This window comes from Nocardia cyriacigeorgica NBRC 100375, from assembly GCF_000308555.1.
GTDB lineage: Bacteria > Actinomycetota > Actinomycetes > Mycobacteriales > Mycobacteriaceae > Nocardia > Nocardia cyriacigeorgica.
This window is the reverse complement of the sequence record NZ_BAFY01000189.1, coordinates 1-24,849: the sequence shown is the minus strand read 5'-3', so window position 1 is coordinate 24,849 and position 24,849 is coordinate 1. Positions and strand designations below refer to the sequence as shown.

The 24,849-nt window shown below is 67.2% G+C and carries 29 protein-coding genes; 10 read left to right on the top strand and 19 right to left on the bottom strand.

Features of this window, described 5'->3' with window-relative positions; translation table 11 throughout:
- Nucleotides 1-52: 52 nt before the first annotated feature.
- From RJ05_RS18765 to RJ05_RS18755, 3 genes are read right to left on the bottom strand one after another with little or no spacing between them, the layout of a single operon-like run.
- Nucleotides 53-850 (bottom strand): thioesterase family protein, encoded by a 798-nt coding sequence (locus tag RJ05_RS18765; protein WP_036538963.1) that lies wholly within the window; start codon nt 848-850, stop codon nt 53-55.
- Nucleotides 851-891: 41 nt separating this feature from the next.
- Nucleotides 892-1,215, bottom strand: coding sequence for a branched-chain amino acid transporter permease (locus RJ05_RS18760; protein WP_036538962.1), 324 nt, complete (start codon nt 1,213-1,215; stop codon nt 892-894).
- Nucleotides 1,208-1,945 (bottom strand): AzlC family ABC transporter permease, encoded by a 738-nt coding sequence (locus RJ05_RS18755; RefSeq protein WP_036538960.1) that lies wholly within the window; start codon nt 1,943-1,945, stop codon nt 1,208-1,210. The genes RJ05_RS18760 and RJ05_RS18755 overlap by 8 nt, the downstream gene beginning before the upstream one ends.
- A gap of 79 nt (nt 1,946-2,024) precedes the next feature.
- Here RJ05_RS18755 and RJ05_RS18750 point away from each other — a divergent pair, with 79 nt between their 5' ends.
- Nucleotides 2,025-2,465, top strand: a complete 441-nt coding sequence (locus tag RJ05_RS18750) for an Lrp/AsnC family transcriptional regulator (RefSeq protein WP_036538958.1) — start codon at nt 2,025-2,027, stop codon at nt 2,463-2,465.
- Nucleotides 2,466-2,552: 87 nt separating this feature from the next.
- Here RJ05_RS18750 and RJ05_RS18745 read toward each other — a convergent pair whose 3' ends face one another.
- A complete protein-coding gene (locus RJ05_RS18745) occupies nt 2,553-3,329 on the bottom strand; it encodes an imine reductase family protein (RefSeq protein ID WP_234012089.1) in 777 nt (258 codons plus the stop codon).
- Between the two features lie 355 nt (nt 3,330-3,684).
- The gene (locus RJ05_RS18740) at nt 3,685-5,013 is read right to left on the bottom strand and encodes an MFS transporter (RefSeq protein WP_085996237.1); all 1,329 of its coding nucleotides are present in this window, start codon (nt 5,011-5,013) and stop codon (nt 3,685-3,687) included.
- A 196-nt stretch (nt 5,014-5,209) separates the two neighbouring features.
- Here RJ05_RS18740 and RJ05_RS18735 point away from each other — a divergent pair, with 196 nt between their 5' ends.
- The 3 genes from RJ05_RS18735 (at nt 5,210) to RJ05_RS18725 (ending at nt 6,988) form a co-directional block, all read left to right on the top strand.
- The gene (locus RJ05_RS18735; RefSeq protein ID WP_036538955.1) at nt 5,210-5,599 is read left to right on the top strand and encodes a MarR family winged helix-turn-helix transcriptional regulator; all 390 of its coding nucleotides are present in this window, start codon (nt 5,210-5,212) and stop codon (nt 5,597-5,599) included.
- A 78-nt stretch (nt 5,600-5,677) separates the two neighbouring features.
- Nucleotides 5,678-6,112: a MerR family transcriptional regulator gene (locus RJ05_RS18730; RefSeq protein ID WP_036538953.1), complete on the top strand. Its 435-nt coding sequence runs from the start codon at nt 5,678-5,680 to the stop codon at nt 6,110-6,112.
- 618 nt (nt 6,113-6,730) lie between these two features.
- On the top strand, nt 6,731-6,988 hold the full coding sequence (locus RJ05_RS18725) for a hypothetical protein (protein WP_036538951.1): 258 nt from the start codon (nt 6,731-6,733) through the stop codon (nt 6,986-6,988).
- A 143-nt stretch (nt 6,989-7,131) separates the two neighbouring features.
- Here the strand turns inward: RJ05_RS18725 and RJ05_RS18720 are convergent, their stop codons facing one another.
- The 12 genes from RJ05_RS18720 to RJ05_RS18670 all read right to left on the bottom strand — a co-directional run bounded on the left by RJ05_RS18720 (nt 7,132) and on the right by RJ05_RS18670 (nt 17,155).
- Entirely contained in the window at nt 7,132-7,767 is a 636-nt protein-coding gene (locus RJ05_RS18720; RefSeq protein ID WP_036538949.1) for a hypothetical protein, read from the bottom strand.
- Nucleotides 7,767-8,264: a hypothetical protein gene (locus RJ05_RS18715; RefSeq protein ID WP_036538947.1), complete on the bottom strand. Its 498-nt coding sequence runs from the start codon at nt 8,262-8,264 to the stop codon at nt 7,767-7,769. Before RJ05_RS18715 ends, RJ05_RS18720 begins: the two co-directional genes overlap by 1 nt.
- Nucleotides 8,265-8,268: 4 nt before the next feature.
- On the bottom strand, nt 8,269-8,943 hold the full coding sequence (locus RJ05_RS18710) for a WXG100 family type VII secretion target (RefSeq protein WP_138445663.1): 675 nt from the start codon (nt 8,941-8,943) through the stop codon (nt 8,269-8,271).
- Between the two features lie 47 nt (nt 8,944-8,990).
- A complete protein-coding gene (locus RJ05_RS31450) occupies nt 8,991-9,308 on the bottom strand; it encodes a type VII secretion target (protein ID WP_036538943.1) in 318 nt (105 codons plus the stop codon).
- A gap of 200 nt (nt 9,309-9,508) precedes the next feature.
- Nucleotides 9,509-10,732 carry an acyl-CoA dehydrogenase family protein gene (locus RJ05_RS18700; protein WP_036538941.1) on the bottom strand — a complete coding sequence of 408 codons (1,224 nt, stop codon included), beginning with the start codon at nt 10,730-10,732 and terminating at the stop codon, nt 9,509-9,511.
- A gap of 33 nt (nt 10,733-10,765) precedes the next feature.
- On the bottom strand, nt 10,766-12,175 hold the full coding sequence (locus RJ05_RS18695) for an acyl-CoA dehydrogenase family protein (protein ID WP_081597413.1): 1,410 nt from the start codon (nt 12,173-12,175) through the stop codon (nt 10,766-10,768).
- A gap of 230 nt (nt 12,176-12,405) precedes the next feature.
- Nucleotides 12,406-13,311: a permease-like cell division protein FtsX gene (gene ftsX / locus RJ05_RS18690; protein ID WP_036538937.1), complete on the bottom strand. Its 906-nt coding sequence runs from the start codon at nt 13,309-13,311 to the stop codon at nt 12,406-12,408.
- Complete coding sequence (ftsE, locus tag RJ05_RS18685) at nt 13,311-14,000, bottom strand: cell division ATP-binding protein FtsE (RefSeq protein ID WP_014352416.1); 690 nt, start codon at nt 13,998-14,000, stop codon at nt 13,311-13,313. Before ftsE ends, ftsX begins: the two co-directional genes overlap by 1 nt.
- 121 nt (nt 14,001-14,121) lie before the next feature.
- Nucleotides 14,122-14,274, bottom strand: a complete 153-nt coding sequence (locus RJ05_RS30995; protein WP_156090834.1) for an Rv3103c transmembrane domain-containing protein — start codon at nt 14,272-14,274, stop codon at nt 14,122-14,124.
- Nucleotides 14,261-15,139, bottom strand: coding sequence for a mechanosensitive ion channel family protein (locus RJ05_RS18680; RefSeq protein ID WP_051016720.1), 879 nt, complete (start codon nt 15,137-15,139; stop codon nt 14,261-14,263). The genes RJ05_RS30995 and RJ05_RS18680 overlap by 14 nt, the downstream gene beginning before the upstream one ends.
- Nucleotides 15,139-16,254, bottom strand: coding sequence for a peptide chain release factor 2 (gene prfB, locus RJ05_RS18675; RefSeq protein ID WP_036538934.1), 1,116 nt, complete (start codon nt 16,252-16,254; stop codon nt 15,139-15,141). The genes RJ05_RS18680 and prfB overlap by 1 nt, the downstream gene beginning before the upstream one ends.
- Nucleotides 16,154-17,155, bottom strand: a complete 1,002-nt coding sequence (locus RJ05_RS18670) for a helix-turn-helix domain-containing protein (RefSeq protein ID WP_081597412.1) — start codon at nt 17,153-17,155, stop codon at nt 16,154-16,156. The genes prfB and RJ05_RS18670 overlap by 101 nt, the downstream gene beginning before the upstream one ends.
- Nucleotides 17,156-17,298: 143 nt before the next feature.
- Between RJ05_RS18670 and RJ05_RS18665 the strand changes: the two genes are divergently transcribed.
- Both RJ05_RS18665 and hisN read left to right on the top strand, forming a co-directional pair.
- Entirely contained in the window at nt 17,299-17,889 is a 591-nt protein-coding gene (locus RJ05_RS18665; protein ID WP_036538997.1) for an NADPH-dependent FMN reductase, read from the top strand.
- An 84-nt stretch (nt 17,890-17,973) separates the two neighbouring features.
- Entirely contained in the window at nt 17,974-18,759 is a 786-nt protein-coding gene (gene hisN, locus RJ05_RS18660; RefSeq protein ID WP_036538932.1) for a histidinol-phosphatase, read from the top strand.
- Between the two features lies 1 nt (nt 18,760).
- Here the strand turns inward: hisN and RJ05_RS18655 are convergent, their stop codons facing one another.
- Nucleotides 18,761-19,279: a GNAT family N-acetyltransferase gene (locus RJ05_RS18655; RefSeq protein WP_051016719.1), complete on the bottom strand. Its 519-nt coding sequence runs from the start codon at nt 19,277-19,279 to the stop codon at nt 18,761-18,763.
- A 168-nt stretch (nt 19,280-19,447) separates the two neighbouring features.
- On the bottom strand, nt 19,448-20,419 hold the full coding sequence (locus RJ05_RS18650; protein WP_036538993.1) for an SMP-30/gluconolactonase/LRE family protein: 972 nt from the start codon (nt 20,417-20,419) through the stop codon (nt 19,448-19,450).
- Nucleotides 20,420-20,694: 275 nt separating this feature from the next.
- Here RJ05_RS18650 and recQ point away from each other — a divergent pair, with 275 nt between their 5' ends.
- From recQ to RJ05_RS18630, 4 genes are all read left to right on the top strand, one after another.
- Nucleotides 20,695-22,566, top strand: coding sequence for a DNA helicase RecQ (recQ, locus tag RJ05_RS18645; RefSeq protein ID WP_036538991.1), 1,872 nt, complete (start codon nt 20,695-20,697; stop codon nt 22,564-22,566).
- Between the two features lie 135 nt (nt 22,567-22,701).
- Complete coding sequence (locus RJ05_RS18640; RefSeq protein WP_081597410.1) at nt 22,702-23,835, top strand: metallophosphoesterase; 1,134 nt, start codon at nt 22,702-22,704, stop codon at nt 23,833-23,835.
- Nucleotides 23,836-24,006: 171 nt separating this feature from the next.
- Nucleotides 24,007-24,243 (top strand): WLR motif membrane protein, encoded by a 237-nt coding sequence (locus RJ05_RS18635; protein WP_036538930.1) that lies wholly within the window; start codon nt 24,007-24,009, stop codon nt 24,241-24,243.
- Between the two features lie 196 nt (nt 24,244-24,439).
- On the top strand, nt 24,440-24,849 hold a 410-nt coding region (locus RJ05_RS18630), incomplete at its 3' end, for a MarR family winged helix-turn-helix transcriptional regulator (RefSeq protein WP_036538987.1).

Below are 24,849 nucleotides of genomic sequence, written 5' to 3'. Positions count from 1 at the left end.
GAGCCGACGCTAGAGGTTGACGTCGAGGTCAAGGCAAGCCGCGATGGATCCGTCAATCCAGCGGACGGACGGTCAGGATCTGCTCGGCGCGCCCCACCGGCCCGCGGACGTCGTGCAGGACGGTCGTGGTGAGGCCCTGCCCCTGCTCGCCGAAGACGACGGAGGTGTCGAGCCCGGTCCATGACCCCTGGGGTTGGCGATAGAGATGGATGGACAGGTCGACGTTGGGGAACATCCACTTCCTCGGATCCTGGCGGACCGCGATGCCATTGGCGGTGTCGATGAGCGCGACGAAGTCGGCGAGCGGACTGGTGACCTCGCCGTCGAGCAGCGCGACGTGAGTCGAGATCCACGCTGTCGTGCGGCCGGGTTGTGGCGCGGCGGTGGTGCGGACCTCGAGCGAGGCGATGTAGCCGCCCGGCCACAGGTCGCCGATCGGCCAGCGCTCGAGTGATTCTGGGGCGGGCAGCCGATCGGGTTCACCGCCGGTGACCGCGCTGGTGTCCTGCGCGGACAGCAGCCAGGCACGGGCGCTGACGACGGGACGTCCCGCGATGACGACGGTGGCTTCGGTCAGCTCGATGGTGCGTCCCGGCCGGGTGGTGTGGACCTCGATGTCGAATTCCTCGCGACCGATCTGGCCGAGAATGTCGAAGGTGATCCGGCTCATCGCGAGCTCGGGCCTGCCGTCGCGGGCGCGGGCGGCTTCGATGGCGTGCACGATCAGACCGCTCAGCGGGCTGAAATGTTGCTCATCGGCCCGCCACGCGCCGCCGGTGTACTCGGTGGGCAGGTATCGCTCGGCACCGATTCGGCGGAAATAGCTGGGTCGATCAGCCGCGTCGGGCATGGGCGGGCACGCTCCTCACTGGTTGGCGAAGGACTTCTCGATCAGAGCAGATTGAGCAACACGACATACACGCCGGTCCCGATCCCGACGCTGAGCAGGGTGCGCCGCCCGCACAGCAGGTGGACGGCGGCGGTCACGGCCATCGCGAGCAGGGCGTAGAGCGCCGCGCCGTCCTCGGCGACGGTGGTGTGCAGGCTGGTAGCCGCCAGGATCGCGAGGATGCCGACCGGCATCCACACCGCGAGCGTGCGCACCAGATGCGAGCGGCGTAGCGGTTTCAGCACGGCGAACGGGACCGCGCGCAGGGCGAAGGTGATCGAGAAGACGATCACCAGCACTGCCAGCAGATATCCGGTGTCAGGCATCGACAGCCACCGCCTTCCGGCCGGCGAGCCGATATCGGATCAACAACAGCACCACGAACGCCAGCAGTGCCACGAACAGCGCGACCTGCGGCGTCAGGATCAGCGCGCCGCCGACGGCGACCACCGCCAGCAGCACCGACGGCAGGTCGCGCCGGGAGCGGCAGGCATCGAGGGCGAGCACCGTGAACAGGGCGCACAGTGCGAACTCCAGCCCCTTGATCGGTCCAGGGATCACCGCACCGATCGCGACACCGACCAGACCGCCGCCGACCCAGTACGCCTGCGAGGCGAGCTGCATGGTCAGCAGTCGCGGCCCCGAACGCTGCGCCGGCGGCAGCGCCGCGGACACCGCATAGGCCTCGTCGATCATCGCGTACACGCTGTACACCCGCGCGAACCGGTTGCGCACCAGGTGAATCGGGAAGGAGAACGCATAGAACACGTGCCGGAAGTTCACCACGAACACCGTGACCGCCACCGCCACCAGCGGCGCGGTCGCCGCCACCATGCCGACCAGCAGCAGTTCCAGCGAACCGGCGAACGCCGCAAGCGACAGCGCAGGCGCCAGCCACCACGGCAGCCCCGCCTGCACCACCAGCAGGCCGAGCGCGATGCCCAGCGGGAAGATGCCGAGGCCCGCCGATACCGAGTCGGCGATACCCGCGGCGACCTGTTCCTGCCGGGATCTGGAGGGCACCGCGAGCGCGGGCACCGGGTCGAGTTGCTGCACTCGATAATGGTCGCGCAATTCGCTTGCTCTTTGGTTGCATACATTGCGCGGAATCCAGGTGCCAGAGCAGTATGAATGCATGGACTCGCTGGATCGCGCAATCATCGCCGAGCTGGAGGCCGACGGACGGCTGACCAACGTCGAACTCGCCGGCCGGGTCGGGCTCACGCCCGGACCTTGTCTGCGCCGAGTGCAGCGGCTCGAAGCCGAGGGCGTCATCCGCGGGTACCGGGCCGTCATCGACCCCGGTGCGGTCGGCCGGGCCTTCGAGGTGCTGCTCGATCTCACCCTCGAAGGCCAGGACGCGGACACCGTCGCCCGCTTCGAGGAGACGATGATCGGCCTCGACGAGGTCAGGGAGCTGCGCCGATTGTTCGGCACCCCCGACTATTTCGCACGCGTCGCCGTCGCGGATCTGGACGCATACGAGGTGTTCCTGCGTACCCAGGTGATGACGATCCCGAAGATCGGACGTGTCAACTCCCGGTTCACGATGAAGAACCTCAAGCAGCTCGGATGAGGACACCAGGCGGCGACGCGCGGGTGTGGCCCCGCCGACCGCGCGGCGCAGAGCGCCTACCGCACCGCCCGGTCCACGGTGCGCAGGTCACCTGCCGCCGGTCAGCAGTTCGATGAGCGCGGTGACGCTCTGCTTGTCCCGCCCCTCGGCAACCGCGCGCCGCAGCAGCTCGTGCATCGGCTCGTGCCAGGACATATCGACGCCCGATTCGGCGCCGATCTGCCGATCCTGATCGATCGCATGGTGAAACACTTCGACCGAGGCGCCGAGGCGGGTGTAATCGCGATGGTCGATCTCTTCGGCGATGACCGGAAGAATCGACTCGATCATCTGCAACCACTTCACGGAATAGCCGACCATCGTCCGCGCCTCACGGCCGCGCGCGGCCAGCACCGCCGCGCCCTCGAGGAATCCGAGCAGTGCGGGCAGCAGCATCGCGCCCACAGCCGCCTCGTAGAGTGCGGCGAGATCCGGTTCTGTGCCGAGGAATTCGATCTCACCGCCGAATACCCGCAAGAGCTCGGCGTGCTCGTCGAAGACAGCGCGGTCACCGCCGAAGTACAGCAAGGTGTCCGGCTTGCCCACCGCCGACGGCACGTTCTTGATCGCCCCACCGAGGTACCGCGCCCCGCGTTCTGCCGCCCACTGTGCGAATTTCCTTGCCTCATCCGGGCTTCCGCTGTTCAGGGTGATCAGGTCACAGTCACGCAGGTCTGTCTCGGCGAGAGCCTCGCGGGTGACCGCGAAAGTGCTGAAGCACGAGACGATCACACGATTGTCGGCTACCGCGCATGCGATCCGCAGCCGTGCGATCGCGCCGGAGTCCACCAGAGCCGCCGCGCGCTGCGGGCTTCGGTTCCACACCGTGGTGGGATGCCCTGCCGCGAGCAGAGCCCGGCGAGCGCGCTGCCCATCGAGCCCAGCCCGAGGATGGTGACGGGCGTGGGTTCGGTCATGGCGATCTCCGATCATTCGGCGGTGGGTCTGAAACCTCGTCGGCGTCTCCGAGTCTCGAAGCGACCGAACACCCCGGCAAGTACGTACTTTTCGGTGGAGTTGCTTACGCCGAGGTAACCCATGAGGTCCTGGCGCTCGCGCCGGATCCGGTATGGGAAGGGTCACGTCCCCGGCCGTGCACGCCGATCCGGAGATGTTCGCTACATACGGCAGTGGGGCCGCCGATCCGGCGACCCCACTGCTGTCCAGTTGTCGAATCCGCTTACGCGAGTTCGGCGACCGCCTGCTTGCGGGCCAGCACGGCCGAGGCGGAGGCGATCAGGCCGATCACGGCGACCGCGGTCACCAGGTACAGCCCCGGCCGGTAGCCGGCGATGCCGTCGGTGGCGGCGTCGCTGATCAGGCCGGTGGCGATGGCCAGCACCACCGCACCGCCGATTTGGAACGAGGTCTGCACCAGACCGGAGGCCAGGCCCTGCTCATGGTCGGCGATGCCCTCGGTGGCCTGCACCATCACCGCGGAGAATCCGAGTGCGAAGCCGAGGCCGAGCAGCAGGAACGCGGGCAGGTAGTCTACGACGTAGTTCGGGTCGGCGCTGCCACCGCGGGTGAGGAACCACACGTAGCCGGCCACGAACGAGGTGAGAGCGGACAGGATCATCGGGGTGGTGCCGAAGCGGTCGATGAAGTTGCCCGCGATCGGCGAAAGGATCGCGACGATGATGCCGGTCGGCGCCATCGCCAGCGCCATCTGCAGCGGCTCCCATTCCAGGGTGTTCTGCAGGTACAGCGACACGATCGTCTGGAAGCTCAGGTAGGAGCCGAAGATGGCCAGTGCGGCCAGGTTCGCCCGCACGATCGACTTCACCTTGAAGATGCTCAGCCGCACCAGCGGGTGGCTCACCCGGTTCTCCACCACGAAGAACGTGGACAGCAGGCCGACGGCGAGGATGGTGGTCGCGATGACGGTGGGGGTGAAGCCGGTCTCCGGCGCCGTCACGATCGTGTAGACCGCCGCCAGCATGCCGCCGGTCAGCAGCACCGCACCGGTGAAATCGATACGGCCCTCTTCCTTTTCGATGTTGCGCGGGATCACGAAGTAGGCGGTGACCGTCACGATCGCGACGACCACGACCGGCATGTAGAAGGTCAGTCGCCAGTCGATGCCGGTGAGCAGGCCCGACACGATCAGGCCGGAGGCGTAGCCGGTGGCGCCGAAGATGGTGAAGATCGACAGGGCCCGGTTGCGGTCGGGGCCTTCCTTGAAGGTGGTCGTGATGATCGACAGCGCGGCCGGCGCGGTGAAGGCGGCGGCGACGCCCTTGATGATCCGGGTGGCGATCAGCAACGCGCCGTCATCGACGAGGCCGCCGATCAACGAGGCGATTCCGAAGACCACCAGTGCCGTCAGGAAGACCTGTCTGCGGCCGAGCAGGTCGGCGGCTCGTCCGCCGAGCAGCAGTAGGCCGCCGTAGCCGAGGATGTAGCCGTTGACGATCCACTGCAGCGCGGAGGTGTCCAGGCCCAGATCTTCGCCGATCGAGGGGAGCGCGACGCCCACCATGGAGACGTCGAGCGCGTCGAGGAACATCGCCAGACCGGCGACGAACAGGATGGCCCACAGCTTGGGCCCCCAACCACTCGCGGTTGGTTCGGAAGTAGTAGGAGCAGTGAGGTTCTGGGGTGCCGTTGTCGTGGTCACGGAGGGTAACTTAAATGCACATGCATTGAATGTCAACACATGTAATGCACGTGCATAAAATGCCTTGACATGCTAACCTCGGCTCATGTACCACGACACCGACAAAGATGTCTGCGCGAAGTGGTCCGAAACGCTCCGCCTGTATCACGGCACGTCCTGTGAGCTGGAGAGCGCGCTACAGGCACAGCATCAGCTCGGCCTCAGCGAGTTCGAGCTGCTCCAGGTCCTCGGCGGACGCTGCGGCGGAGCGCAGGCGGAGAAGGTCAAGATGAAAGACATCGAGACCGAGATGTACCTGAGCCAGAGCGCGCTCTCACGCACCGTGACCAGGCTGGAGAAGGCCGGGCTCGTCGAACGCGCCACCTGCGACTTCGACCGGCGAGCCAACTTCCTCCGGCTCACCACCGCGGGTCGCGAACGGCTCGAGGCGGCCCGTCCGACCCATCAGGAAGTGCTGCGCAAGCATCTGACCTGAACCGGTCCAGGATGAAGATCCGGCCGCAGGCGGTTGCTACCGATAATCGCGCACCTGCGCGGATCGGAAAGGACCGGGATGCGGATCGGGGAATTGGCCGAACGCACGTCGACCACCACGCGTGCCCTGCGCTACTACGAATCGCGCGGCCTCCTGCGCGCGGGCCGCGACGCCAGCGGCTACCGCGTCTACAGCGAGGACGACTACCGCGTGGTGCGCCAGATCCGCACCTTGCAGGAGTGCGGATTCGAGCTGGAGGAGATCCGGCCGTTCGTGGAATGCCTGCAAGCGGGTAACCCATCCGGCGATTCGTGCCCGGACTCGGCGGCGGTCTACCGCAGGAAACTGGCCGAAGTCGATGACCTCATCGGGCAGTTGCAGGGGGTGCGGAAGTGGATTCTCGCGCGGCTGGACGAGCCGGACCCGGGTGAGCCGGTGCCGTCGCCGGTGTGCGAGTTCAGTACACGCGGACTCGCGTCCAACGGTATGCGTCCCGGCCGCCCGGAGCTGTAGCGGTCCTCGCGCCAGCCGCCCGGCGAGTCGTTGGTCGACGAATCGCCGCCGCCTCCTGGTGTGTGAGGCCGTGTCGGCTGCGGTTCACCGGGGGTGGGGATCACGATTCGGCCACGCAGCTTCCCGTGCTCGGATGACAGCGAAACCGCTGTGCGACGCGGCGTAATGTGGAACGTCGATGCCTCTGGTCGCTGACGCCTGGAGTATCCGATGACGAGAACTACATGGCTTGTTGTCGCGGTGGCCGTCCTGGCCCTGCCGCTGAACGCATGCTCGGACCAGGTGGGCGGAGAAGCACAGCCCAGCGTCGATACCGGCGTCAATCGCCCTGCTGTCACGACTGCGCCCATCGAACGTTCGCCGACGGCGAGTACCACTGCCGTCCCTCCGGAAACTTCGAGCGTGCCGCCACAGCAGGCCCCGTCCCAGCCGCCCTCTCCCACCACGGCGCCGGAGATCACCTCGACCTCAGCTGCGACTTCCACCCGCCGCCCACCCGCGCAGAACCCCCGGTTCGGTGAGGCATATCGGTACGACGACGGGCTCTCGGTAACTATCGCTCCACCCACTCCGTACTCGCCCAGTGAATCAGCGTCCACGAACGATCCTGGCCATTACGTGGCTTTCGCAGTCACCGTTGTCAACGGTTCGTCGGACAACTATGACCCCGACTTCTTCCAAGCGACCTGTCAGAGCGACAACCTCGAGGCCGAGCGGGTGTTCGATTCGAGTCAAGGGGTCGGTTCGCCCTCGACAACGGTGCTGCCCGGGCGCGAGGTCGCCTTCACTGTTGTATTCAAGGTGAGCAACCCCGCCGACACCGTCCTCGAAGTGACACCGGGGTTCGATTACGAGCCCGCGATCTTCACGCCATAGGCAGGTGCGCAGTCGCTGGGCAGCGAACAGTGCTCGAGGGTATGGCCGAGCCGACTCGTTTTCCGCAGCCGATCTCGAACGGCAGACTTGGTCTCGTGAGCTGCTGATTCAGCCGTATTGCTCGGTTACCGCGTCGGGCGAGGTCAATCTCGCCGCTCGGCTACTGCTGCGGCGAAGTCGGGGTGGGCGCGGATGGTGATCGAGTCGGGGCCGTTGATCGGGTCGATCCGGATGAATTGAGCCGCGGCCTGATACACGAGCATGGCGGTGAACAAGCCGAACGGGAACCAGCCGGGAAAGAAGGCCACCACCCACGCGGGGTGGATACGCTCGACGCCGAGCTGGAGCGCGATCAGCAGGGCGGGTAGCAGCGGCAGACCGATGACGATCAAGAAGCGAGCAAACCACCGCAACAGCGTCGCGCGCCGAACACACGCCCGGCATACCGGCCACTCGCCGTGCAGATCTCCGGCGACCGGCGGGATGTTGATTCCGAGCTTGAACAAGTCGGTGCCCATCCCACGCAGGGTGACGCCGAGACTCTGCTGCTCCACCCCGCGCGACGTTCGACGGAAGGTGATGACATTCTTCCAGCGGTCGACGGCGGGTCTTCCGTGTGCGCTGCAGACGTCCGGCAGCGGCCGCTGGAGCTCCAGTGAGAACAGATCGCGCCATTCGCGGGAGTTCGACATCCGCAACATGTCGGCGACGGTTTCCATCCCGTAGCGGGGCTGAACCGGTACCTCGACGCCGATGCGCTCGGCCGGGTAGGTGGCCATCACACCAGCCAACCGCGCTGCCTGCGCTCCTGGAAGTACAGGTCGTCCTCGTCCGGCTCGTCCGGTGTGACAACCTGCTCCCGGTTGGGCTTGCGGGTACCGGGATGCAGCTGAACCGTCTGTGGCGTCTCCGGTCTCAGTGGTGTCCGCGGAGCGTCTTGCGCGGACAGAGCATCGGCGGCGGCGGTGGGCTCGGTCCGCAACCGCGCTTGCTCGGCGCGCCCCTGTTCGGCCATGGCCTCCAGCTCCTCCGGCGACAGGCCGCTCAACTTGTTCATCGCCTGCGGGGTCAGCACTCGGTCGAGGATGCCCGCGAACGCGTCGGACTTGCCGAACTCCCGCATGCTCGTACGGCCCGCGATGACGTCATCGAGCTGTTTGCTGACCTCGGGACCGGCCGCCGCGGATCGCAAGGCTTCCAGCGATTTACGCAGCTGACACGACGCGCCGAGATCTGCCCCGGCGACATCGTAGGTGGGGTCGGGCTGTTGGGGCATCAGGTCAGGCTCCGGGGTGGTCGTAGGACGGCGACAGTAGCGGGGGCAGCTCGTCCGGTGGGCGGCTGGACAGCTGAAGCGCTGTCGCGCCGAGCCCGACGACGACCTTGAACGTGGTGCCCGCCGCGTTCACCATCTGCTGGTACTTCGCGACGATCCGCACGGCGTCGACCGCCGCGGCGGCATAGGTCGCGGCCGCCGTCGGCGCGGTGATGACAGCCGACGACTGGATCGCCGCCGCCGCCATCTTGGCCAGCCACATGATGATCAGATCGGCGATTCCTTGGAGCAGATCGCCGAGCACTCGGCCGAGATTGACCATCGCGTTGCTGATGTTGTTGAGCGTGCGCTCGATCTCTTCGAGCGGGCGCACCTGGAACTCGACGGATCCGGCCAGCCAGTGGAAGTAGTTGCGCGCGTCGTCGGCGGCGTTGCCTCGCCAGGTGCTCTCGACGGTGTTCTGCCAGTCCGCCTTCAGCGTGTCGTGGAAGGAGGTGTTGAACGCGGCCAGGTTTCCCGCCGCTCCGGAAGCCTTCTTCACGGCCGCCCAATCGCCTGCCACCTGCTGCGAAGCCCAGCCGAAGACGTCGATACCCAGCAGGGTTTTCGACGCCTCGTTGAGGTAGTACGCGGGGGACACGAAGTTGCCGCCGATGAAATACGGGATCCACCCGGGCATCGGATCCTCGGCCGCGGGTTCCTGTAGTGCTTCGCCTGGGCGCGCCATCACTGCCCTTCGCCGTAGGTGCTGTCGAGGCGCTTCGCCGTCGCCAGATCGGTGGTGCGGTACATTTCCGCGCTCTTGGTGAGCTCGGTGGCGGAGGCCTCGGCGAGCTGGCGCAGCTTGTCGTAGTTGGCTTCCAGATTCTGCCTGACCTGTTCGGCGATGCCTGCCACGTGCGCGAATATCCGAGCGTCGTCGCCGGAGATGTCGAACCACTTCGCGACGTACTGCTTGGCGCTGTCGGAATCGGCGGCCAGATTGCTCATGGCGGTCGCGAATCGGTCCAGGTCTTCGGGTTGGACTTGTAGGTCTTCGGTCACCGACGCTCCCCATCGATCTGCATGCGATATTCCTTGCCATCGTGCGTGGACGGTGGACGATTTGTCCACTTCACGTACTTGGACGTGCACGGCCGTCGATCGGTTCCATTCCGTCCTGCCGAGGCAAGCGCCGCCGGAAACGAAAAGAACCGGTGCGGATCGGAAAGTGCCGACCCGCACCGGTTCTGGTGTGCACAGCCCTACTTCAGCTCAGCACTGGTCTTCCCCAGCACCCGCCGCGCGACGATGAGCTGCTGAATCTGCTGGGTCCCCTCGAAGATGTCCAAGATCTTCGAGTCCCGACCCCACTTCTCCAGCAGAGTCCGCTGCGAGTATCCGAGCGGGCCGGCGAGTTCGACGGCCTTGAGGGTGACGTCGGTGCCGGTGCGGCCGGCCTTGGCCTTGGACATGGAAGCCTCGAGCGAGTTCGGCTTCTTGTTGTCGGCCATCCAGGCCGCGCGCAGGGCCAGCAGGTACGCCGATTCGTAATCGGCTTCCATGCGCAGGAATTCGGCGGCCGCGGCGGGCTGGTTGTTGGCGGGGATGTCGTAGGACGGCTCGATGCCCGCGTCCTTCAGGACCGCGCGCAGCTCCTCGAGGGCGGCGCGGGCCACACCGACGGCCATGGCGGCGACGAGGGGGCGGGTGTTGTCGAAGGTCTGCATGACCCCGGCAAAGCCCTTCTCCACGTTGACTTCCGGGCTGCCGAGGATGTTGTCCTTCGGGATGCGGCAGTCCTGCAGCAGCAGCACGGCGGTGTCGGAGGCCTTGATGCCGAGCTTGTGTTCGAGCCGCGCCACCGACAGGCCCGGAGCGTCGCGCGGCACGACGAACGACTTGATGGCCGCGCGGCCGAGGCTGCGGTCGACCGAGGCCCACACCACGATGTGGGTGGAGCGCTCACCGGCGGTGACGAAGATCTTCTCGCCGTTGAGCACCCACTCGTCGCCGTCGAGGACGGCGGTGGTGGTGACGGCCGCGGAGTCGGAACCGAAGGACGGCTCGGTGATGGCCATCGAGGCCCACACCTTGCCGAACCGCTTGAGCTGCTCGTCGGTGGCGACGGCGGCGATGGCGGCGTTGCCGAGGCCCTGGTACGGGATCGACAGCATCAGGCCGACGTCGCCCCACGAGGTCTCGAGGGCGTTGAGCAGCGCGGACATATTGCCGCCGTTGGTGTTTCCGAGCAGCTCGGTGGCGTGGGCGTCGCTGTCGTCCTCGCGACCGCCCGCGGCGCCGCCGATCTTCTGGGTGCCGGAGTCGGCGAGGCCCTCGACCATGGCGGCCATGGTGTCGAGCTCGACCGGGTACTCGTGTTCGGCGAGGTCGTATTTACGCGAGATGGGCCGGAAGATCTGCGCGGCGACCTGATGCGCCTGGTTGGCGCTGGCCCGCAGCTTCTTGGGGAGTTCGAGATTGATCATGGTTGGAATCTCCTGAAGTAACGAACGGGCCGGTCAGACGAGCACGACACCTTCGGCGACGCCGATGCCGCGCAGATCGCGGTACCAGCGCTCGACCGGGTGCTCCTTGGTGAAGCCGTGGCCGCCGAGCAGCTGCACGCCGTCGAGGCCGAACTGCATGCCCTTGTCGGTGGCCAGCTTCTTGGCCAGCGCCGCCTCGCGGGCGAACGACAGCCCCTGCTCGGCGCGGGATGCGCCACGCAGCGTCACCAGACGCAGGCCGTCGAGCTCGATGGCGATATTGGCGACCATGAACGCGACCGCCTGACGGTGCGAGATCGGCTCGCCGAACGCTTCCCGCTCGTTGACGTAGGGGATGACGTAGTCGAGCACGGCCTGGCCGGTGCCGACCGCCAGCGAGGCCCAGCCGAGGCGGGCCAGGCGCACGGCGTCGGCGTAGTCCTCGGCGTGCTGCTTGCCGTCACCGTCGCCGAGTAGCGCGTCGGAGCCGACGGCGACGTTGTCGAGGATGAGCCGGCCAAGGCCCGCGGCCCGCAGACCCATGCTCGGGTCGGCCTCCACGACCAGACCCTGCGCGTCGGATTCGACGATGAACAGCGCCGGGCGTCCGTCGAGTTCGGCGCCGACGATGAACAGCTCGGCGTCCGCCGCGGCCGGGACCAGGCTCTTCACACCGGAGAGCCGGTAGCCGCTGGGGGAGCGCACGGCCTTGGTCTGCAGCGCGAACGGGTCGAACAGGGCGCGCGGCTCGCTGATCACCACCGAGGCCTGCGGCACGTTCTCGCCGGTGAAGGCGGGCAGGTAGGTCTGCTGCTGGGCGTCGGTGCCCCACTGCGACAGTGCCACCGCGACGCCGCTGGGCGCCAGGATCGGCAGCGCCAGACCCATATCGCCGTGCGCGAGCGCCTCGGCGACCATCGAGTTGGTGACGGCGCCGCGTTCGCTGGCCGCGCCCTCGAGCTCCTCGGGCACGTTGATCAGCGTGATGCCGAGTTCGGCGGCGCGGCCGAGCAGGTCCTTCGGCGCGGCGGCGGCCTCGTCGGCGTCGTGCGCGGCCGGGCGCAGGATCTCGGCCGCGAACTCGCGCACCGTCTCGACGATCATCTGCTGTTCGTCGGTGGGGGTGAGGTCGAAGTAGTCCTTGTTCTTGGCCTCGTTGGTGGCCAGGCGCTTGGGCTGACCGCCGCCCGCGACCTTGTTGAACGCGCGGGTGGCCGCACCGAGAGTGCGGAATCCGGTCTTGGTTCCTTCGTAGGTGACCCGCTCGATCGGCTTGCGCAAGTTGTACTTCTCGGCGAGCTCGGACCCGGTGAGGGTCGTCATCACCCGCATCGCCGCGCCCATCCAATCCCGCTTGGGTTGGTTCAGGCCGACCGCGGAATCCTGGCTCCGGCCGGAATCCGGACGTCGCTTCGTCGCGCTGTCTCGAGTGCTCATCATCACCTGTTTTCTCGGATGGGTGGGTGAGTGGGTGGTGGTCCCATTTCTTACTCTGGAGTAAGGCTATCTTACTCCAGAGTAAGAAGAGCGTCGAGGGTTCGCGAATCTGTTGCCGAGTCGTTGTGCGGTATCACAAACCGGGCCTTCCGCACGCAACGCGGCAGGCCGGCCCACCCTGAGGTGGACCGGCCTGCGAGATGATCTCCTACCGCGCGCGACGGCGCAGGTGGCGGCTATTCCCGTACGTAGTAACGCAGCGTGGCGTACGCCGTGACGGCCGCGAAGGCCACGCCGACCGGCGCGATGATCAGCGCCGTCATCGCGATGTCGTCACCGGTGATGCGGGGGAAGACCTTGCTCGCGAACAAGTCGCCGAGCGCCCGGTCCACCACCAGCGGCCGTGCGACGAACAGGCCGACCACGGCGAGCAGCGAGCCGGCCAGCGCCGCCACCACCGCCTCGAGCAGGAACGGTAGCTGGGTGTACCAGCGGGTGGCGCCGACCAAGCGCATGATCCCGACCTCGGTGCGCCGGGTGAATGCCGCGATCTGCACCATGTTCGCGATCAACAGCAGCGCCGCGACGGCTTGCAGGATGGCCAGGCCGAACGCGGCGTTGCGCAACCCGTCGAACAGGCTGACCAGCCGGTCGACGATGTCCTTGTCATTGCGCACCATGCCGACACCGGGGCGGTCGTAGAAGGACTCGTAGATCGTCGGATACAGCTCGGCGTCGACCATCTTCACCCGCAGCGACGCAGGCAGCGGGGTATCGGCCACGTATTCGGCCAGCTCCGGCTGGTCCTTGAAGGTCTTCTCCTTGGCCTCCCGGATCGCGTCGTCCCGGTTGAGGAACTGCACCGATTGCACGCCTTCGGTGGCCTTGAGGTCCGCCATCAGCGATTTGCAGGGCTCCAGCGAGCAGTCCGGGTCGGTCGCCGAGACGTCCTCGGTCAGATACAACCGCACCTCGAGCCGGTCCAAGAAGTACTGCTCGGTCTTGTCCGCGATCCGCACGGCCAGCAGACCGCCACCGAGCATGGTGAGCGAGACCGCGGTGGTCAGGATCATCGCGATGGTCATGGTGACATTGCGGCGCAGGCCTTCGAAGACCTCGCCGAACAGGAAACTCGCCCGCATTATCGATCAACTCCGTACACGCCGGTGGCCTCGTCGCGGACCATGCGCCCGCGGTCGAGTTCGATGACCCGTCGGCGCATCGAGTCGACGATGTGGTTGTCGTGGGTGGCCATCAGCACCGTGGTGCCGGTGCGGTTGATGCGCTCGAGCAGCGCCATGATGTCGGCACTGGTCTCCGGATCGAGATTGCCGGTCGGCTCGTCGGCCAGCAGGACCAGCGGCCGGTTGACGAACGCGCGCGCGATCGCCACCCGCTGCTGCTCGCCGCCGGACAGTTCACCGGGCAGCCGGTCGGCCTTACCGCCGAGGCCGACCATGTCCAGCACTTCGGGCACGGTGCGCTCGATGAACTGCCTGCGCTTACCGATCACCTCGAGGGCGAAGGCCACGTTCTGCTCGACGGTCTTCTGCTGCAGCAGCCGGAAATCCTGGAACACGCAGCCGATCCGCTGACGCAGTTTGGGCACCTTGCGGCCGGGCAGCCGGTCCACCCGGAAATCGGCCACCTGGATCTCGCCGGCGGTGGGGACTTCCTCTTTGAGCAGCAATCGCATGAAGGTCGATTTGCCCGAGCCGGACGGTCCGATGATGAAGACGAACTCGCCCTTGCCCACATCCACCGTGATGTTGTCCAGCGCGGGTCGCGTCGAGGTCTTGTACGACTTCGTGACGTTCCGCATCGTGATCACGGGGAGCCAGTGTAACCATGGACCACCCCGTGACCGGGCGCCGTGAGCTGCCTCACGAACGCGGTCAGGCCCTGGTCAGAGCCGCGCCAGCGGCGATATCGAGGCCGTCACCTCGGGCGGGTCACTTCGCCGGTGGCGTCGTATGCACCGCTGCCGGAACGGTATTCACGAAGGGCGCGGGCGGTGTGGGCGTGTCGGGTTTGACGAACAGATACAGCACGAACGTGGCGACCCAGCTCCCCATCAGGATCGCCGTGGATTTACGCGGTCTCACTGATACCTTCCCTGCGCAGCGCGGCGGCTACCCGGACGCGCAGCTCACGTCCTACTTCGAATTGCTTACCCGGCAGGGTGCGGGCGACCATCCGGATGTTCATCTGATCGACCGTGAGGTCTTCCACACCCATGACCGTCGGCTCGTCCAGCAGCAGCGGCTCGAGCCTGCGGTCGCGGTAGGCCTCTTCGCCCACCTTGTGCAGGATCTCGTTCACCCGGTTGATATCGGCACTGGCCGCCACCGGGACGTCGATCGCCGCACGAGCCCAATCTTTCGACAGATTCGTGACTTTCACAATCTGCCCGTTGGGCACGATGATCACCTGACCGTCGGCGTCGCGCAAGGTGGTGATCCGGAGTGTGACGTCTTCGACGGTCCCTTCGGCGGAGTCGGCAGCGCCGGTGACGTTGATCCGCACCACGTCGCCGAATCCGTACTGGCGCTCGGTGATCAGGAAGAATCCGGCCAGAATGTCCTGCACGATGCGCTGGGCGCCGAAACCCAATGCGGCACCGAGCACCGCGGCAGGGGCGACCAGGCCGGTGACGGCGAACCCGAGCCGCTGCAACACCTCCATGCCGACCAGCACATAGACGATGGTCAGCACGACCCAGGTGACCACCTGCGCCAGGGCGTGCCGATGCTTGGCCGCCTCGGTGCGCACCAGCGCGTCACTGCTCTGGAAACCGGCGTCGATCTTGCGGGTGACGCGGTCGCGCACGAACGTCGCGAACCGGCTGAACAGCACCGCGCCCAGGATCAGCAGCACGATCTCCAGACCGGAGGACCGCAGCCATGGGGTGACGTCGGAGGAGACCGACAGCGCGTGGATCCCCGAACTCTGGATCCCCGGGGCGAACATCAGTTGGCCTGCTCCCGCATGCGCCACCGGATCCCGCTCTCGATGAATCCGTCGATATCGCCGTCGAGCACCGCGGACGGGTTGTTGACCTCGTAGTTGGTGCGCAGATCCTTGACCATCTGGTACGGGTGCAGCACGTACGAGCGCATCTGATTACCCCAGGAGGCACCCTCGTTGGTCTTGAGCGCGTCCATCTCGGCGCGCTCTTCCTGCCGTTTGCGCTCGAGTAGTTTGGCCTGCAGCACGCGCATCGCCGAAATCTTGTTCTGCAGCTGCGATTTCTCGTTCTGGCAGGTGACGACGATGCCGGTCGGGATATGGGTCAGGCGCACCGCGGAGTCGGTGGTGTTGACGCTCTGACCACCCGGCCCGGAGGAGCGGTACACGTCGACGCGGATCTCGCCCTCGGGAATCTCGATGTGGTCGGTGGTCTCCACCACCGGCAGCACCTCGACCTCGGCGAAGGAGGTCTGGCGGCGGCCCTGGTTGTCGAACGGGCTGATCCGCACCAGCCGGTGCGTGCCCATCTCCACCGAGAGCGTGCCGTAGGCATAGGGCGACTTCACCGCGAAGGTGGCGCTCTTGATGCCCGCCTCTTCGGCGTAGGAGGTGTCGTAGACCTCGACCGGGTACTTGTGTCGGTCGGCCCAGCGGATGTACATGCGCATCAGCATCTCGGCCCAGTCGGCGGCATCCACGCCGCCGGCGCCGGAACGGATGTTGACCAGCGCCTCACGCTTGTCGTACTCGCCCGACAGCAGCGTGCGCACCTCCATCGCCTCCACGTCGGCGTGCAGGGCGGCGCGTTCGGCGTCGGCATCGGCCAGTGCGGCGGCGGCTGCCTCGCCCTCTTCGCCTTCGGCCAGCTCGTAGAGGATCGGCAGATCTTCCAGCCGCTGCCGCAGCTCCTCGACTCGGCGCAATTCGCCCTGGGCGTGCGAGAGCTCGCTGGTGACCTTCTGGGCGTGGTCCTGGTCGTTCCACAGATCGGGGTCGGACGCCTGGTGCTCGAGTTCATCGATGCGGCGGCGTAGCTCCTCGATGTCGAGGACCGACTCGACGGTCTTGAGCGTGGTGTCGAGTTCGGCTAGATCGGCGGATACGTCGGGATGCACGATGTCCAAGGCTACCGGGCCGGTCCGGGACGGTGAAACCGCAGGGCAGGCTATCGGAGACGGCGCGCAACGCGCCGGGGCGGCGACCGTTGAGGGCGTCGAGCGCTGCGGCGGTGGCGTCGTCGGCGGGGAGATAGATGATGAGCTGCTGATCGTCGTCGGCAGGTAGATCGAGGGTTTCGTAGGCCATCCGCAGCCCGCCCACGTCGGGATGCTGCATGCGGGTGATGCCGGTGACCGGAGGCAGGCTCGGCACGGTGTCGACGCGCTCGGTGAAGGCGGCGCCCGCGGTGATGGTGAGGCGGTCGGCCAGGGCGTCGATATTCGGATCCGCGCGGAATGGGCCCTGCTTCAAGGTGGCGACGAGGTGGTCGGCGACACGATCCCAGTCGGAGAAGAACTCCTTGGCGCGTGGATCGGTGAAGACGTATCCGGCCAGATCGGGTAGTTCCTCGTCGAGCTGGCCGGAGGCGCCCATCAGCGCGCGATAGCCATCGGTGCAGGCCAGGATCTCGGTGAGCCGGTTGACCACGATGGCGGCGGCGGGTTCGAGCTGGTCGAGGAGGGTGCGCACGGTCGGTCGCACCATGCGGTTCGGCTGAGCGCTGCCCATGCAGGTGAACCCGGAATCGGCCTTGGTCAGCCGGTAGAGATGCACCCGTTCGCTCGCGGTGAGTTTCAAGACGTCGGCCAGCGCCGACAACACCGGAGGCGACGGGTTGCGGTCCCGTCCCTGCTCGAGACGGGTCAGGTATTCGACGCTCACTCCCGCCAGCGTCGCCAGCTCCGACCGGCGCAGACCAGGGGTGCGCCGCCGCGGGCCGCTCGGCAGCCCCACGTCCGCGGGGGTGACCGACTCGCGACGGCTGCGCAGGAACAGGCCCATCTCATTGGTGCTCACGCATTCACCGTAACCACCTTCCCGGCGCTGAGAGTGGCCCTCCCACTACCACCCTCGGCGCGGTCTTCATCGGCCTGCCGAACGCGACCAGAGTGATGACCGAGCGACCGCCACGGTCGCACCTCGATCCGAAGGAGAACGGCATGACCACGCCACTGAAGCTCGCGGTGATCATCGGCAGCGTCCGGGACGGACGGTTCGGGCCGGTGGTCGCGCGCTGGTTCGCCGACCAGGCCCGCGCCCACGGCGGATACGACGTCGACGTCATCGATCTGGCCGACTACGACATCCCGCTCGAACTGCCCGCCGTCCCGCCCGCCATGAACCCGGACCCCGACCGGCCCGCCGGCATGACGGCCCTGACCGATCGGCTGTCGGCAGCCGACGCCTACGTCATCGTCACCCCCGACTACAACCGCAGCTTCCCGGCCTCGCTCAAGGCGGCCATCGATTGGCACTTCACGCAGTGGCAGGGCAAGACCATCGGGTTCGTCGGCTACAGCGGAGCCAGCGGTGGACTGCTGGCCATCGAGGGGCTGCGGCAGGTGTTCAACGAGCTGGACGCCCACACGTTGCGCGAATACGTTTCGTTCCCGCGGTACTACCTGCTCTTCGACGAGAACGGGGCACTGCGTAATCCGGAGGAGCCGGCCGGGGCGGCGCGCACGATGCTGGATCGGCTGCACTGGTGGGCGTCGGCGTTGGCCGCGGCCCGCTCGGTGCCGGTCGCCTGATGGCGGGGCGGGCGGGCCGAGCCTGCGCGCTGCCGCCGCGGCGGCAGTGCTGGGCAGCGGCGGGTGAGCGGATAAGGTTTTGAGGTGGCCGCGCACACTTCCGATCTCGAACTCGCCCTTCGGCTCGCCGATGCCGCCGACGCCATCACCAAAGAGCGTTTCGGCGCGCTCGACCTGAAGGTGGATGCCAAGCCGGATCTGACACCGGTCTCGGATGCGGATCTGGCGGTGGAACGGCAGATTCGCACGATGCTCGAGCAGGAGCGGCCGCAGGATTCGGTACTCGGCGAGGAGTTCGGCGGCGACGCCGAGTTCACGGGCCGTCAGTGGGTGATCGACCCGATCGATGGCACCAAGAACTTCGTGCGTCGCGTCCCGGTGTGGGCCACGCTCATCGCGCTGCTCGAGGACGGTGTGCCGGTGGTCGGCGTGGTGAGCGCACCGGCGCTGGCCCGCCGCTGGTGGGCGGCCGCGGGTTCGGGGGCCTGGTCCAGTTTCCATCCGGGCGCGCCGAAACCGATCACCGTCTCCGCCGTCGCCGATCTCGACAACGCCAGCCTGGCCTTCTCCAGTCTGTCCGGGTGGCGCGACCGAGGCCTGCGGGAGAAGTTCATCGACCTCACCGACGAGGTGTGGCGGGTGCGCGGTTACGGCGATTTCCTCAGCTATTGCCTGGTTGCCGAGGGTGCCGTGGATATCGCCACCGAACCCGAGGTCTCCCTGTGGGATCTGGCGGCCCTCGACATCCTCGTCCGTGAGGCCGGCGGCTCGTTCACCTCCCTCAACGGCACCCCCGGCCCGCACGGCGGCGACGCGATCGCCACCAACGGCCCTTTGCACCAGGCGGTGCTCGACCGCCTGACACCCTGAGCTACCCCCGGTCGAGGCGCTTCTCCAGCAGCACGATTCGTTCGCAGCCCTGGAAACGCGCGGGTAGCGGGGCCGTGCCGACCTCGGAGAAGCCCTGGGTGGCATAGAACTTGCGCAACACCGCGTTGTTCTCGGCGGTGTCGAGCCGCTGCACGGACAACCCGTTGGCCACGGTGTGTTCGGCGCAGAACTCCAACACCCGGCCGCCCAGCTGCTTGCCGCGGTGGGCCGGAGCGACCATGAGCCCGTGCACATATCCGGCCTCGGCGTCGGCCTCGCCCCAGAATTCCGGATCGCGCCGGATCAGGCGCACGGTGGCGATGAGCGCGCCATCCTCGCCGCGCCAGCGGAACCATTCGCCGCGGGCGATCTCGGCGGCGATCGCCTCGGCCGGGTACTCGCCCGGCCTCCATTGCCGGATGTCGTTGGCGAGCATCCAGCGCGCGAGTTCGTCGCGGAGGTCGGCAATGTCCGGGGCGTCCGCAGCCGTAGCCGGGATCATCGGTGCGGGTTTGCTCATCCGACGACATCCGAACAGCGATCCGATCGGTGTGCAACTGTCACGCGATCAGGGTCCGGCAGGTTCTGGAGGCGCCGTCGATTCCGCATTGCTGTCGTACCCGAGGCGTGCGCGCTGGTTCCCGGAGTCATGCGGGGTGGTTTGTCGGTATGCGCAGGCATGGGACGACTACCGCCTGGTCGCGTCGGCGGGGGTGAGGTCGATGCCTGCGGGTGGGCGCAGGCGACGGAGTGTGCCGTCCATGCTGGTGATGAACAGGGACCAGGAGCCCCCGTCGCGGGCGATGCGCACGGAGGTGGTGCCGTCGGGTGGGGTGCGGATCGGATCGGGACGTTTGATGAGCCCGGAGATGATCGCGCAGCTCGATCCGGTGGCGGTGTCGACGCGGTAGATGGCGCCGACGCCGTGGTCGGCGACATAGAGGTCGCCGTCGCGGGTGGCTTCCATATCGTCGGGCATCGAGACCAGCTCGGGCATGCCGGTGACGACGGTGGGGGAGTTGGGGGCATCGAGCGGGATCCGGAAGATCCGCATGGTCAGGTTGTCGGTATAGATCGACTTCCCGTCGGCGGCCAGCGCCAGCCCATTGGTCCACGGCAGGTTCGACCAGGTTTCGGTGTACTCACCGGTCGACGGCCGATAACGGGCGATGCCGGTGGGCGCGCGGCCCATTCCCAGCGTGCTGAACAGCAGATCACCATCGGGTAGCAGGAGCAGGCCGTTCGGCCCGTTCAGGCCGGTGAGCAGGACCGTCGACGTGCCGGTGTCGATGTCGTAGCGCTGGAGAGTGCCCGGCGCGGCATCGATGCCGTCACCGGTGAGGAAGTACACCGATCGCCCGGCCACCCGGACGCCCGCCGGCTTGACGAGTCCGGTGATCAGCTTGTCGAACCGCCCGTCCGCCGAGACGTGGGCGAGGAACCCGTCGGCGATCCCGGTGACGTAGAAGCCGCCTGCCCCGTCCGAGTCCAGGTTCTCCAGGTTCCCGACGCCCTCGACGATCGTGGCGGCTTCCCAGCCGTCGGCGCACATCTTCGGAAACGGTTGCGCGTCGGCAGGCCCCGCCACGGCCACGCCGGCCGCGACCGTTGCCGCGAGCAGCGCCGCCCAGGTGCGCGCCGTCCGCATCCCGAATGTCATGCCGCACAAACTAACAGCCCGCATACGCGGTTGCCCGTCGGTGATCCGGGCTCGTGTGCCGTCGGTCGGCGTCGGCCGATCACGGCAATCCGGTGGACGGGCAGGCTCGGACCTGGGGTTGTGCCGAACCCGGCGGCACCGGCTGCCCAGTGTGCGCCGCCCGGGTGAGTCCCCTCGAGCGACAAGTTATCCACATGTGCACAACTTCCGACTCCGCCGAGGTGGCGGCCGCGCACGCCCCTCGGCTGTCGTGCCGTCCTCGTAGGATGGGCCGCGTGGAAACCCCCGACGCCCTCGCCGCCGCACACCGCATCGTCACCGGTGCCGAACCCGATGCGGCACAACAGGTTCTACGTCGGGTGTTCGGTTACGACAGCTTCCGCGGTGACCAGGGCGCCATCGTCGATCATGTGGTGGCGGGCGGTGATGCGCTGGTCCTGATGCCCACCGGCGGCGGCAAATCCCTCTGCTATCAGGTCCCCGCGCTGGTGCGGCCCGGAGTCGGTGTGGTGGTGTCGCCGCTCATCGCGCTCATGCAGGACCAGGTCGACGCGCTCAGCGCATTGGGCGTTCGCGCCGGATTTCTCAACTCGACGCAGAATCCCGACGAGCGACGCATGGTCGAGGCGCAGTACGTGGCGGGTGAGCTCGACCTGCTGTACCTGGCGCCGGAGCGGCTCCGCCTGGAATCCACGGCCAGGCTGCTCGAGCGCGGCAAGATCGCCTTGTTCGCGATCGACGAGGCCCACTGCGTCTCGCAGTGGGGTCATGATTTCCGCCCCGACTACCTGGCCCTTTCGCTGCTACACGAACGCTGGCCCGAGGTTCCCCGGATCGCACTCACCGCGACGGCCACCGAGAAGACCCGCGACGAGATCATCGAGCGCCTCGACCTCGGCGGCGCCCGCCGGTTCGTGGCCAGCTTCGACCGGCCCAATATCCAGTACCGGATCGAACCGAAGAATCGCCCGGAGCGTCAGCTGATCGATTTCATCCGCGCCGAACACGCAGGCGACGCGGGCATCGTCTACTGCCTGTCCCGCAATTCGGTGGAGAAGACGGCTGCCTTTCTCACCGAGAACGGCATCAGAGCCGTGCCGTACCACGCGGGTTTGGACAACCGCACCCGCGCCGAGAATCAGTCGCGGTTCCTGCGGGAAGACGGGCTCGTGGTGGTCGCGACGATTGCCTTCGGCATGGGTATCGACAAGCCGGACGTCAGGTTCGTCGCCCATCTCGACCTGCCCAAATCGGTGGAGGGCTACTACCAGGAAACCGGGAGGGCAGGCCGTGACGGGTTGGCCTCCACGGCCTGGATGGTCTACGGGCTCAACGATGTGGTGCAGCAGCGCAAACTCATCGACGCCTCCGACGGCGACGCCGCGCACCGCAGGCAGCTACAGCTACACCTGGACGCGATGCTGGCGCTGTGCGAGACGGTGAATTGCCGCCGCAGCCAGCTTCTGGCCTACTTCGGTCAGCGCGGCGAACCCTGCGGCAACTGCGATACCTGCCTCAACCCACCCGAATCCTGGGACGGCACGGTCGCGGCGCAGAAGCTGCTGTCGGCGGTGCTGCGATTGAAACGTGAACGTGGTCAGAGTTTCGGCGCCGGGCATCTGATCGACATCCTGCTCGGCAGGAAGAACCCGAAGGTGCTCCAGCACGACCACCACGAGCTCACCGTCTTCGGCGTCGGAACCGACCTGCGCGATACCGAGTGGCGTGGGGTCGTGCGGCAATGCCTGGCGCAGGGTCTGCTCGCGGTGCATGGCGAATACGGCGTGCTCACTCTCACCGAAGCCGGTAACGCGGTGCTGTTCGACGGCCAGAAGGTCATGCTGCGCCGTGAACCCGAACGGCCCGCACCCACTCGCGCCGCCCGTGCTGCGAAATCGGCGAAAACCCCGCCGGTGGATCTCGCGCCCGAGGACCTCGCGCTGTTCGAGAAGCTGCGTGAATGGCGTGCGGCGACGGCCAAGGAGCAGGGCGTTCCGGCCTACGTCGTCTTCCACGACGCCACCCTGCGCGATATCGCCGCCCGCAAACCGGCCGATCTGCGCGGACTCGGTGCGGTCGGGGGAGTGGGTGAGAACAAGCTGGCCAAGTACGGCGAGCAGGTGCTCGAGGTTCTGGCCGCGCACTGATCGCGCGACCGGAGACCGAACACCAGGCCGACGGAATGTGAAATCTCGACCCCTCAGATCGACCGATCGGATCGTGTAGTTCAGGATGACTGCGAAGCGGCATCGAAGCATCCCGAGGAGTGGACGGAGGCAGGCATGAGCGGGTCGGAGCCCGGAGGTGGGAGCTGGCGTGGTCACGGGGACCGCGGTCATGGCGTATCCGGGATCGGCCGCCGTGAGCTGCTGACCGGCGCGGCCGCTGCGGCGGCCGGGCTGACGCTCGCCGGCCTCACCCCTGCTCAGGCCGTTCCGGTGGCCGAGGGTGTCGGAAAATTCCCCTTCCCCGTGGGCGGCGACAGCATCCGGGTGCTGGTCACCGGTGATGCGGGCACCGGCACCCGATCCCAATGGGCGGTCGCCGACGCCCTCCGCGCGTTCCATCGGCGCGAACCGTTCGCCATGGCGCTCGGCCTCGGCGACAACATTTACGAAAGCGGCCCGAACAGCAACGACGATCCCCAGTTCGCGGCCAAGTTCGAAGATCCGAACACCGGCCTGGACTTTCCGTGGGCGATGGTGCTCGGCAATCACGACACCAGCTCGGTCTTCCCCGGAGACGGCGGGTGGCTGCTGCGCGGTGACCACGAAGTCCGCTACCACGCGCATTCGCGGCGCTGGTGGATGCCGAGCCGCTACTACTCGGTGCGAGTCCCTGAACGCAATCCGGTGGTAGAGTTCTTCGTGCTCGACCTCAACCCGCTCGCGGCCTACCTGCCCCCACTGTTCGCCCCGTACTGGGCGGTCGACGGCCAGTTCATGAACGAGCAGCGCGCCTGGCTCGATCGTGCCATCGCCGAATCGCCGGCCACCTGGAAGATCGCCTGCACTCACCACCCGTACCTGAACAACGGGCCGCACGGAGACGCCGGGCACTACGAAGGTCTGCCCGTCGAGCCCATCAATGGCGTGCATGTGAAGCCGTTCTTCGACAACCATGTGAACGGTCGCTGCCACCTGATCCTGTCCGGCCATGATCATTCGCTGCAGGTCCTGGAGCAGACAGCCGACATGAAGGGCACCCGTCAGATCGTCTCGGGTGCGGCCGCGAAGACCGTCGGCGCCCAGCCCCGGGTGCTGCCGGACACCGCGCACGCGGCCCAGTTCCAGAGCTTCCATCAGCTCGGATTCATGGTTATGGAGCTGACCCGAGGCTCGATCGTTCTACGGGTGCACACCGTCGATCCGGCATCCGGTACGTCCACCGAGGAGTTCCGTCGCCGAATCGCCTAATAGACCGCCGGATCGCCATAGGTCAACAGCCGAGTCGCGTCCGATGACGTTCGGTCGGCACAGCGCTCCGTCTGCCCCTTCCCGGTGGCCGCGCGACTCGGCGCCAGCGCAGACGCGCCGCCGATAGCCCGAATTCCGGCGCGCTGGGACCGGGCAGGTTACCGTCACGCCATGGCATCCGGTGACGGCTCCGACAATGGCGAAGTCTCGGGCGGCTCGCCGAACTCCGAGGCGCCCGACCTGGGCCTGGCGCGCGAGCACCGAGTGGACCCTGTGGTCGAGACTGTCTGGTTGAGCGGGCGCCGGGCGGCCCCACGCCATCCGGGCCGGCCTCGCCTGTCCACCATCGCGCTGACGCTGCTGTTCATAGCCCTTCTCGTGCTCTATGTGGTGCTGCGCCCCAACTGAGGACTGAGCCTCCGAAGCTGCTCGAAAGCCCCAGGCACACCGCATCGTCCTCTCAGAGGGTCCATCGGGGGTGCCTCGTACCCAAGCGGCTTTCCCTCGCCTGCGACCGAGCCCGAACGAAAAACTAGTTGATTAGCGAAAGCAACCAATATATAGTTGCTTACTGCAAGCAATCATTCTCGGTTTGGAGACCGGCATGGCAGTGTCACGCGATACCGCCCAGGATCTGACCAGGGAGCTCTATCTCATGGGCCGCGCGATCCGCGTAGCCATCGCCCACCCGGAAGAGGGTCAGCTCCTCCCTGGTGGCATCGGCGTCCTGGTGGTGCTGGAGGGAGCAGGGCTCATTCGTCAGGTCGACCTCGCATCGCACCTGTGCATCAGCCCTTCGGCGCTGAGCCGGCACGTCACCGACCTGGTCGCGGAAGGTTATGTCACCAGGCAGGCCGATCCGCACGACGGTCGCGCGACGCTGCTGCAGGTCACCGACGCGGGCCACGACCTACTGCGGCGCATCCGGATCTCCCGGGCCAAGCGCATGCAGGAGGCACTCGCCGACTGGGACGAAGCCGAGGCCGCCCAGGCCTGCGCCGCCATCGAGAAACT

Excerpts from the sequence above, each read along its gene's own strand:
- RJ05_RS18665 (WP_036538997.1), top strand. The coding sequence starts at position 17,299 with ATGACCACGCCACTGAAGCTCGCGGTGATCATCGGCAGCGTCCGGGAC.
- RJ05_RS18735 (WP_036538955.1), top strand. The coding sequence starts at position 5,210 with ATGTACCACGACACCGACAAAGATGTCTGCGCGAAGTGGTCCGAAACG.
- RJ05_RS18730 (WP_036538953.1), top strand. The coding sequence starts at position 5,678 with ATGCGGATCGGGGAATTGGCCGAACGCACGTCGACCACCACGCGTGCC.
- RJ05_RS18715 (WP_036538947.1), bottom strand. The coding sequence starts at position 8,264 with ATGCCCCAACAGCCCGACCCCACCTACGATGTCGCCGGGGCAGATCTC.
- RJ05_RS18710 (WP_138445663.1), bottom strand. The coding sequence starts at position 8,943 with ATGCCCGGGTGGATCCCGTATTTCATCGGCGGCAACTTCGTGTCCCCC.
- RJ05_RS18650 (WP_036538993.1), bottom strand. The coding sequence starts at position 20,419 with ATGACATTCGGGATGCGGACGGCGCGCACCTGGGCGGCGCTGCTCGCG.
- RJ05_RS18700 (WP_036538941.1), bottom strand. The coding sequence starts at position 10,732 with ATGATCAATCTCGAACTCCCCAAGAAGCTGCGGGCCAGCGCCAACCAG.
- RJ05_RS18720 (WP_036538949.1), bottom strand. The coding sequence starts at position 7,767 with ATGGCCACCTACCCGGCCGAGCGCATCGGCGTCGAGGTACCGGTTCAG.
- RJ05_RS18750 (WP_036538958.1), top strand. The coding sequence starts at position 2,025 with ATGGACTCGCTGGATCGCGCAATCATCGCCGAGCTGGAGGCCGACGGA.
- ftsX (WP_036538937.1), bottom strand. The coding sequence starts at position 13,311 with ATGCGGGCGAGTTTCCTGTTCGGCGAGGTCTTCGAAGGCCTGCGCCGC.
- RJ05_RS18765 (WP_036538963.1), bottom strand. The coding sequence starts at position 850 with ATGCCCGACGCGGCTGATCGACCCAGCTATTTCCGCCGAATCGGTGCC.
- RJ05_RS18740 (WP_085996237.1), bottom strand. The coding sequence starts at position 5,013 with ATGTTCCTCGACGCGCTCGACGTCTCCATGGTGGGCGTCGCGCTCCCC.
- RJ05_RS18680 (WP_051016720.1), bottom strand. The coding sequence starts at position 15,139 with ATGTTCGCCCCGGGGATCCAGAGTTCGGGGATCCACGCGCTGTCGGTC.
- RJ05_RS18640 (WP_081597410.1), top strand. The coding sequence starts at position 22,702 with ATGAGCGGGTCGGAGCCCGGAGGTGGGAGCTGGCGTGGTCACGGGGAC.
- RJ05_RS18635 (WP_036538930.1), top strand. The coding sequence starts at position 24,007 with ATGGCATCCGGTGACGGCTCCGACAATGGCGAAGTCTCGGGCGGCTCG.
- RJ05_RS18760 (WP_036538962.1), bottom strand. The coding sequence starts at position 1,215 with ATGCCTGACACCGGATATCTGCTGGCAGTGCTGGTGATCGTCTTCTCG.
- RJ05_RS18655 (WP_051016719.1), bottom strand. The coding sequence starts at position 19,279 with ATGAGCAAACCCGCACCGATGATCCCGGCTACGGCTGCGGACGCCCCG.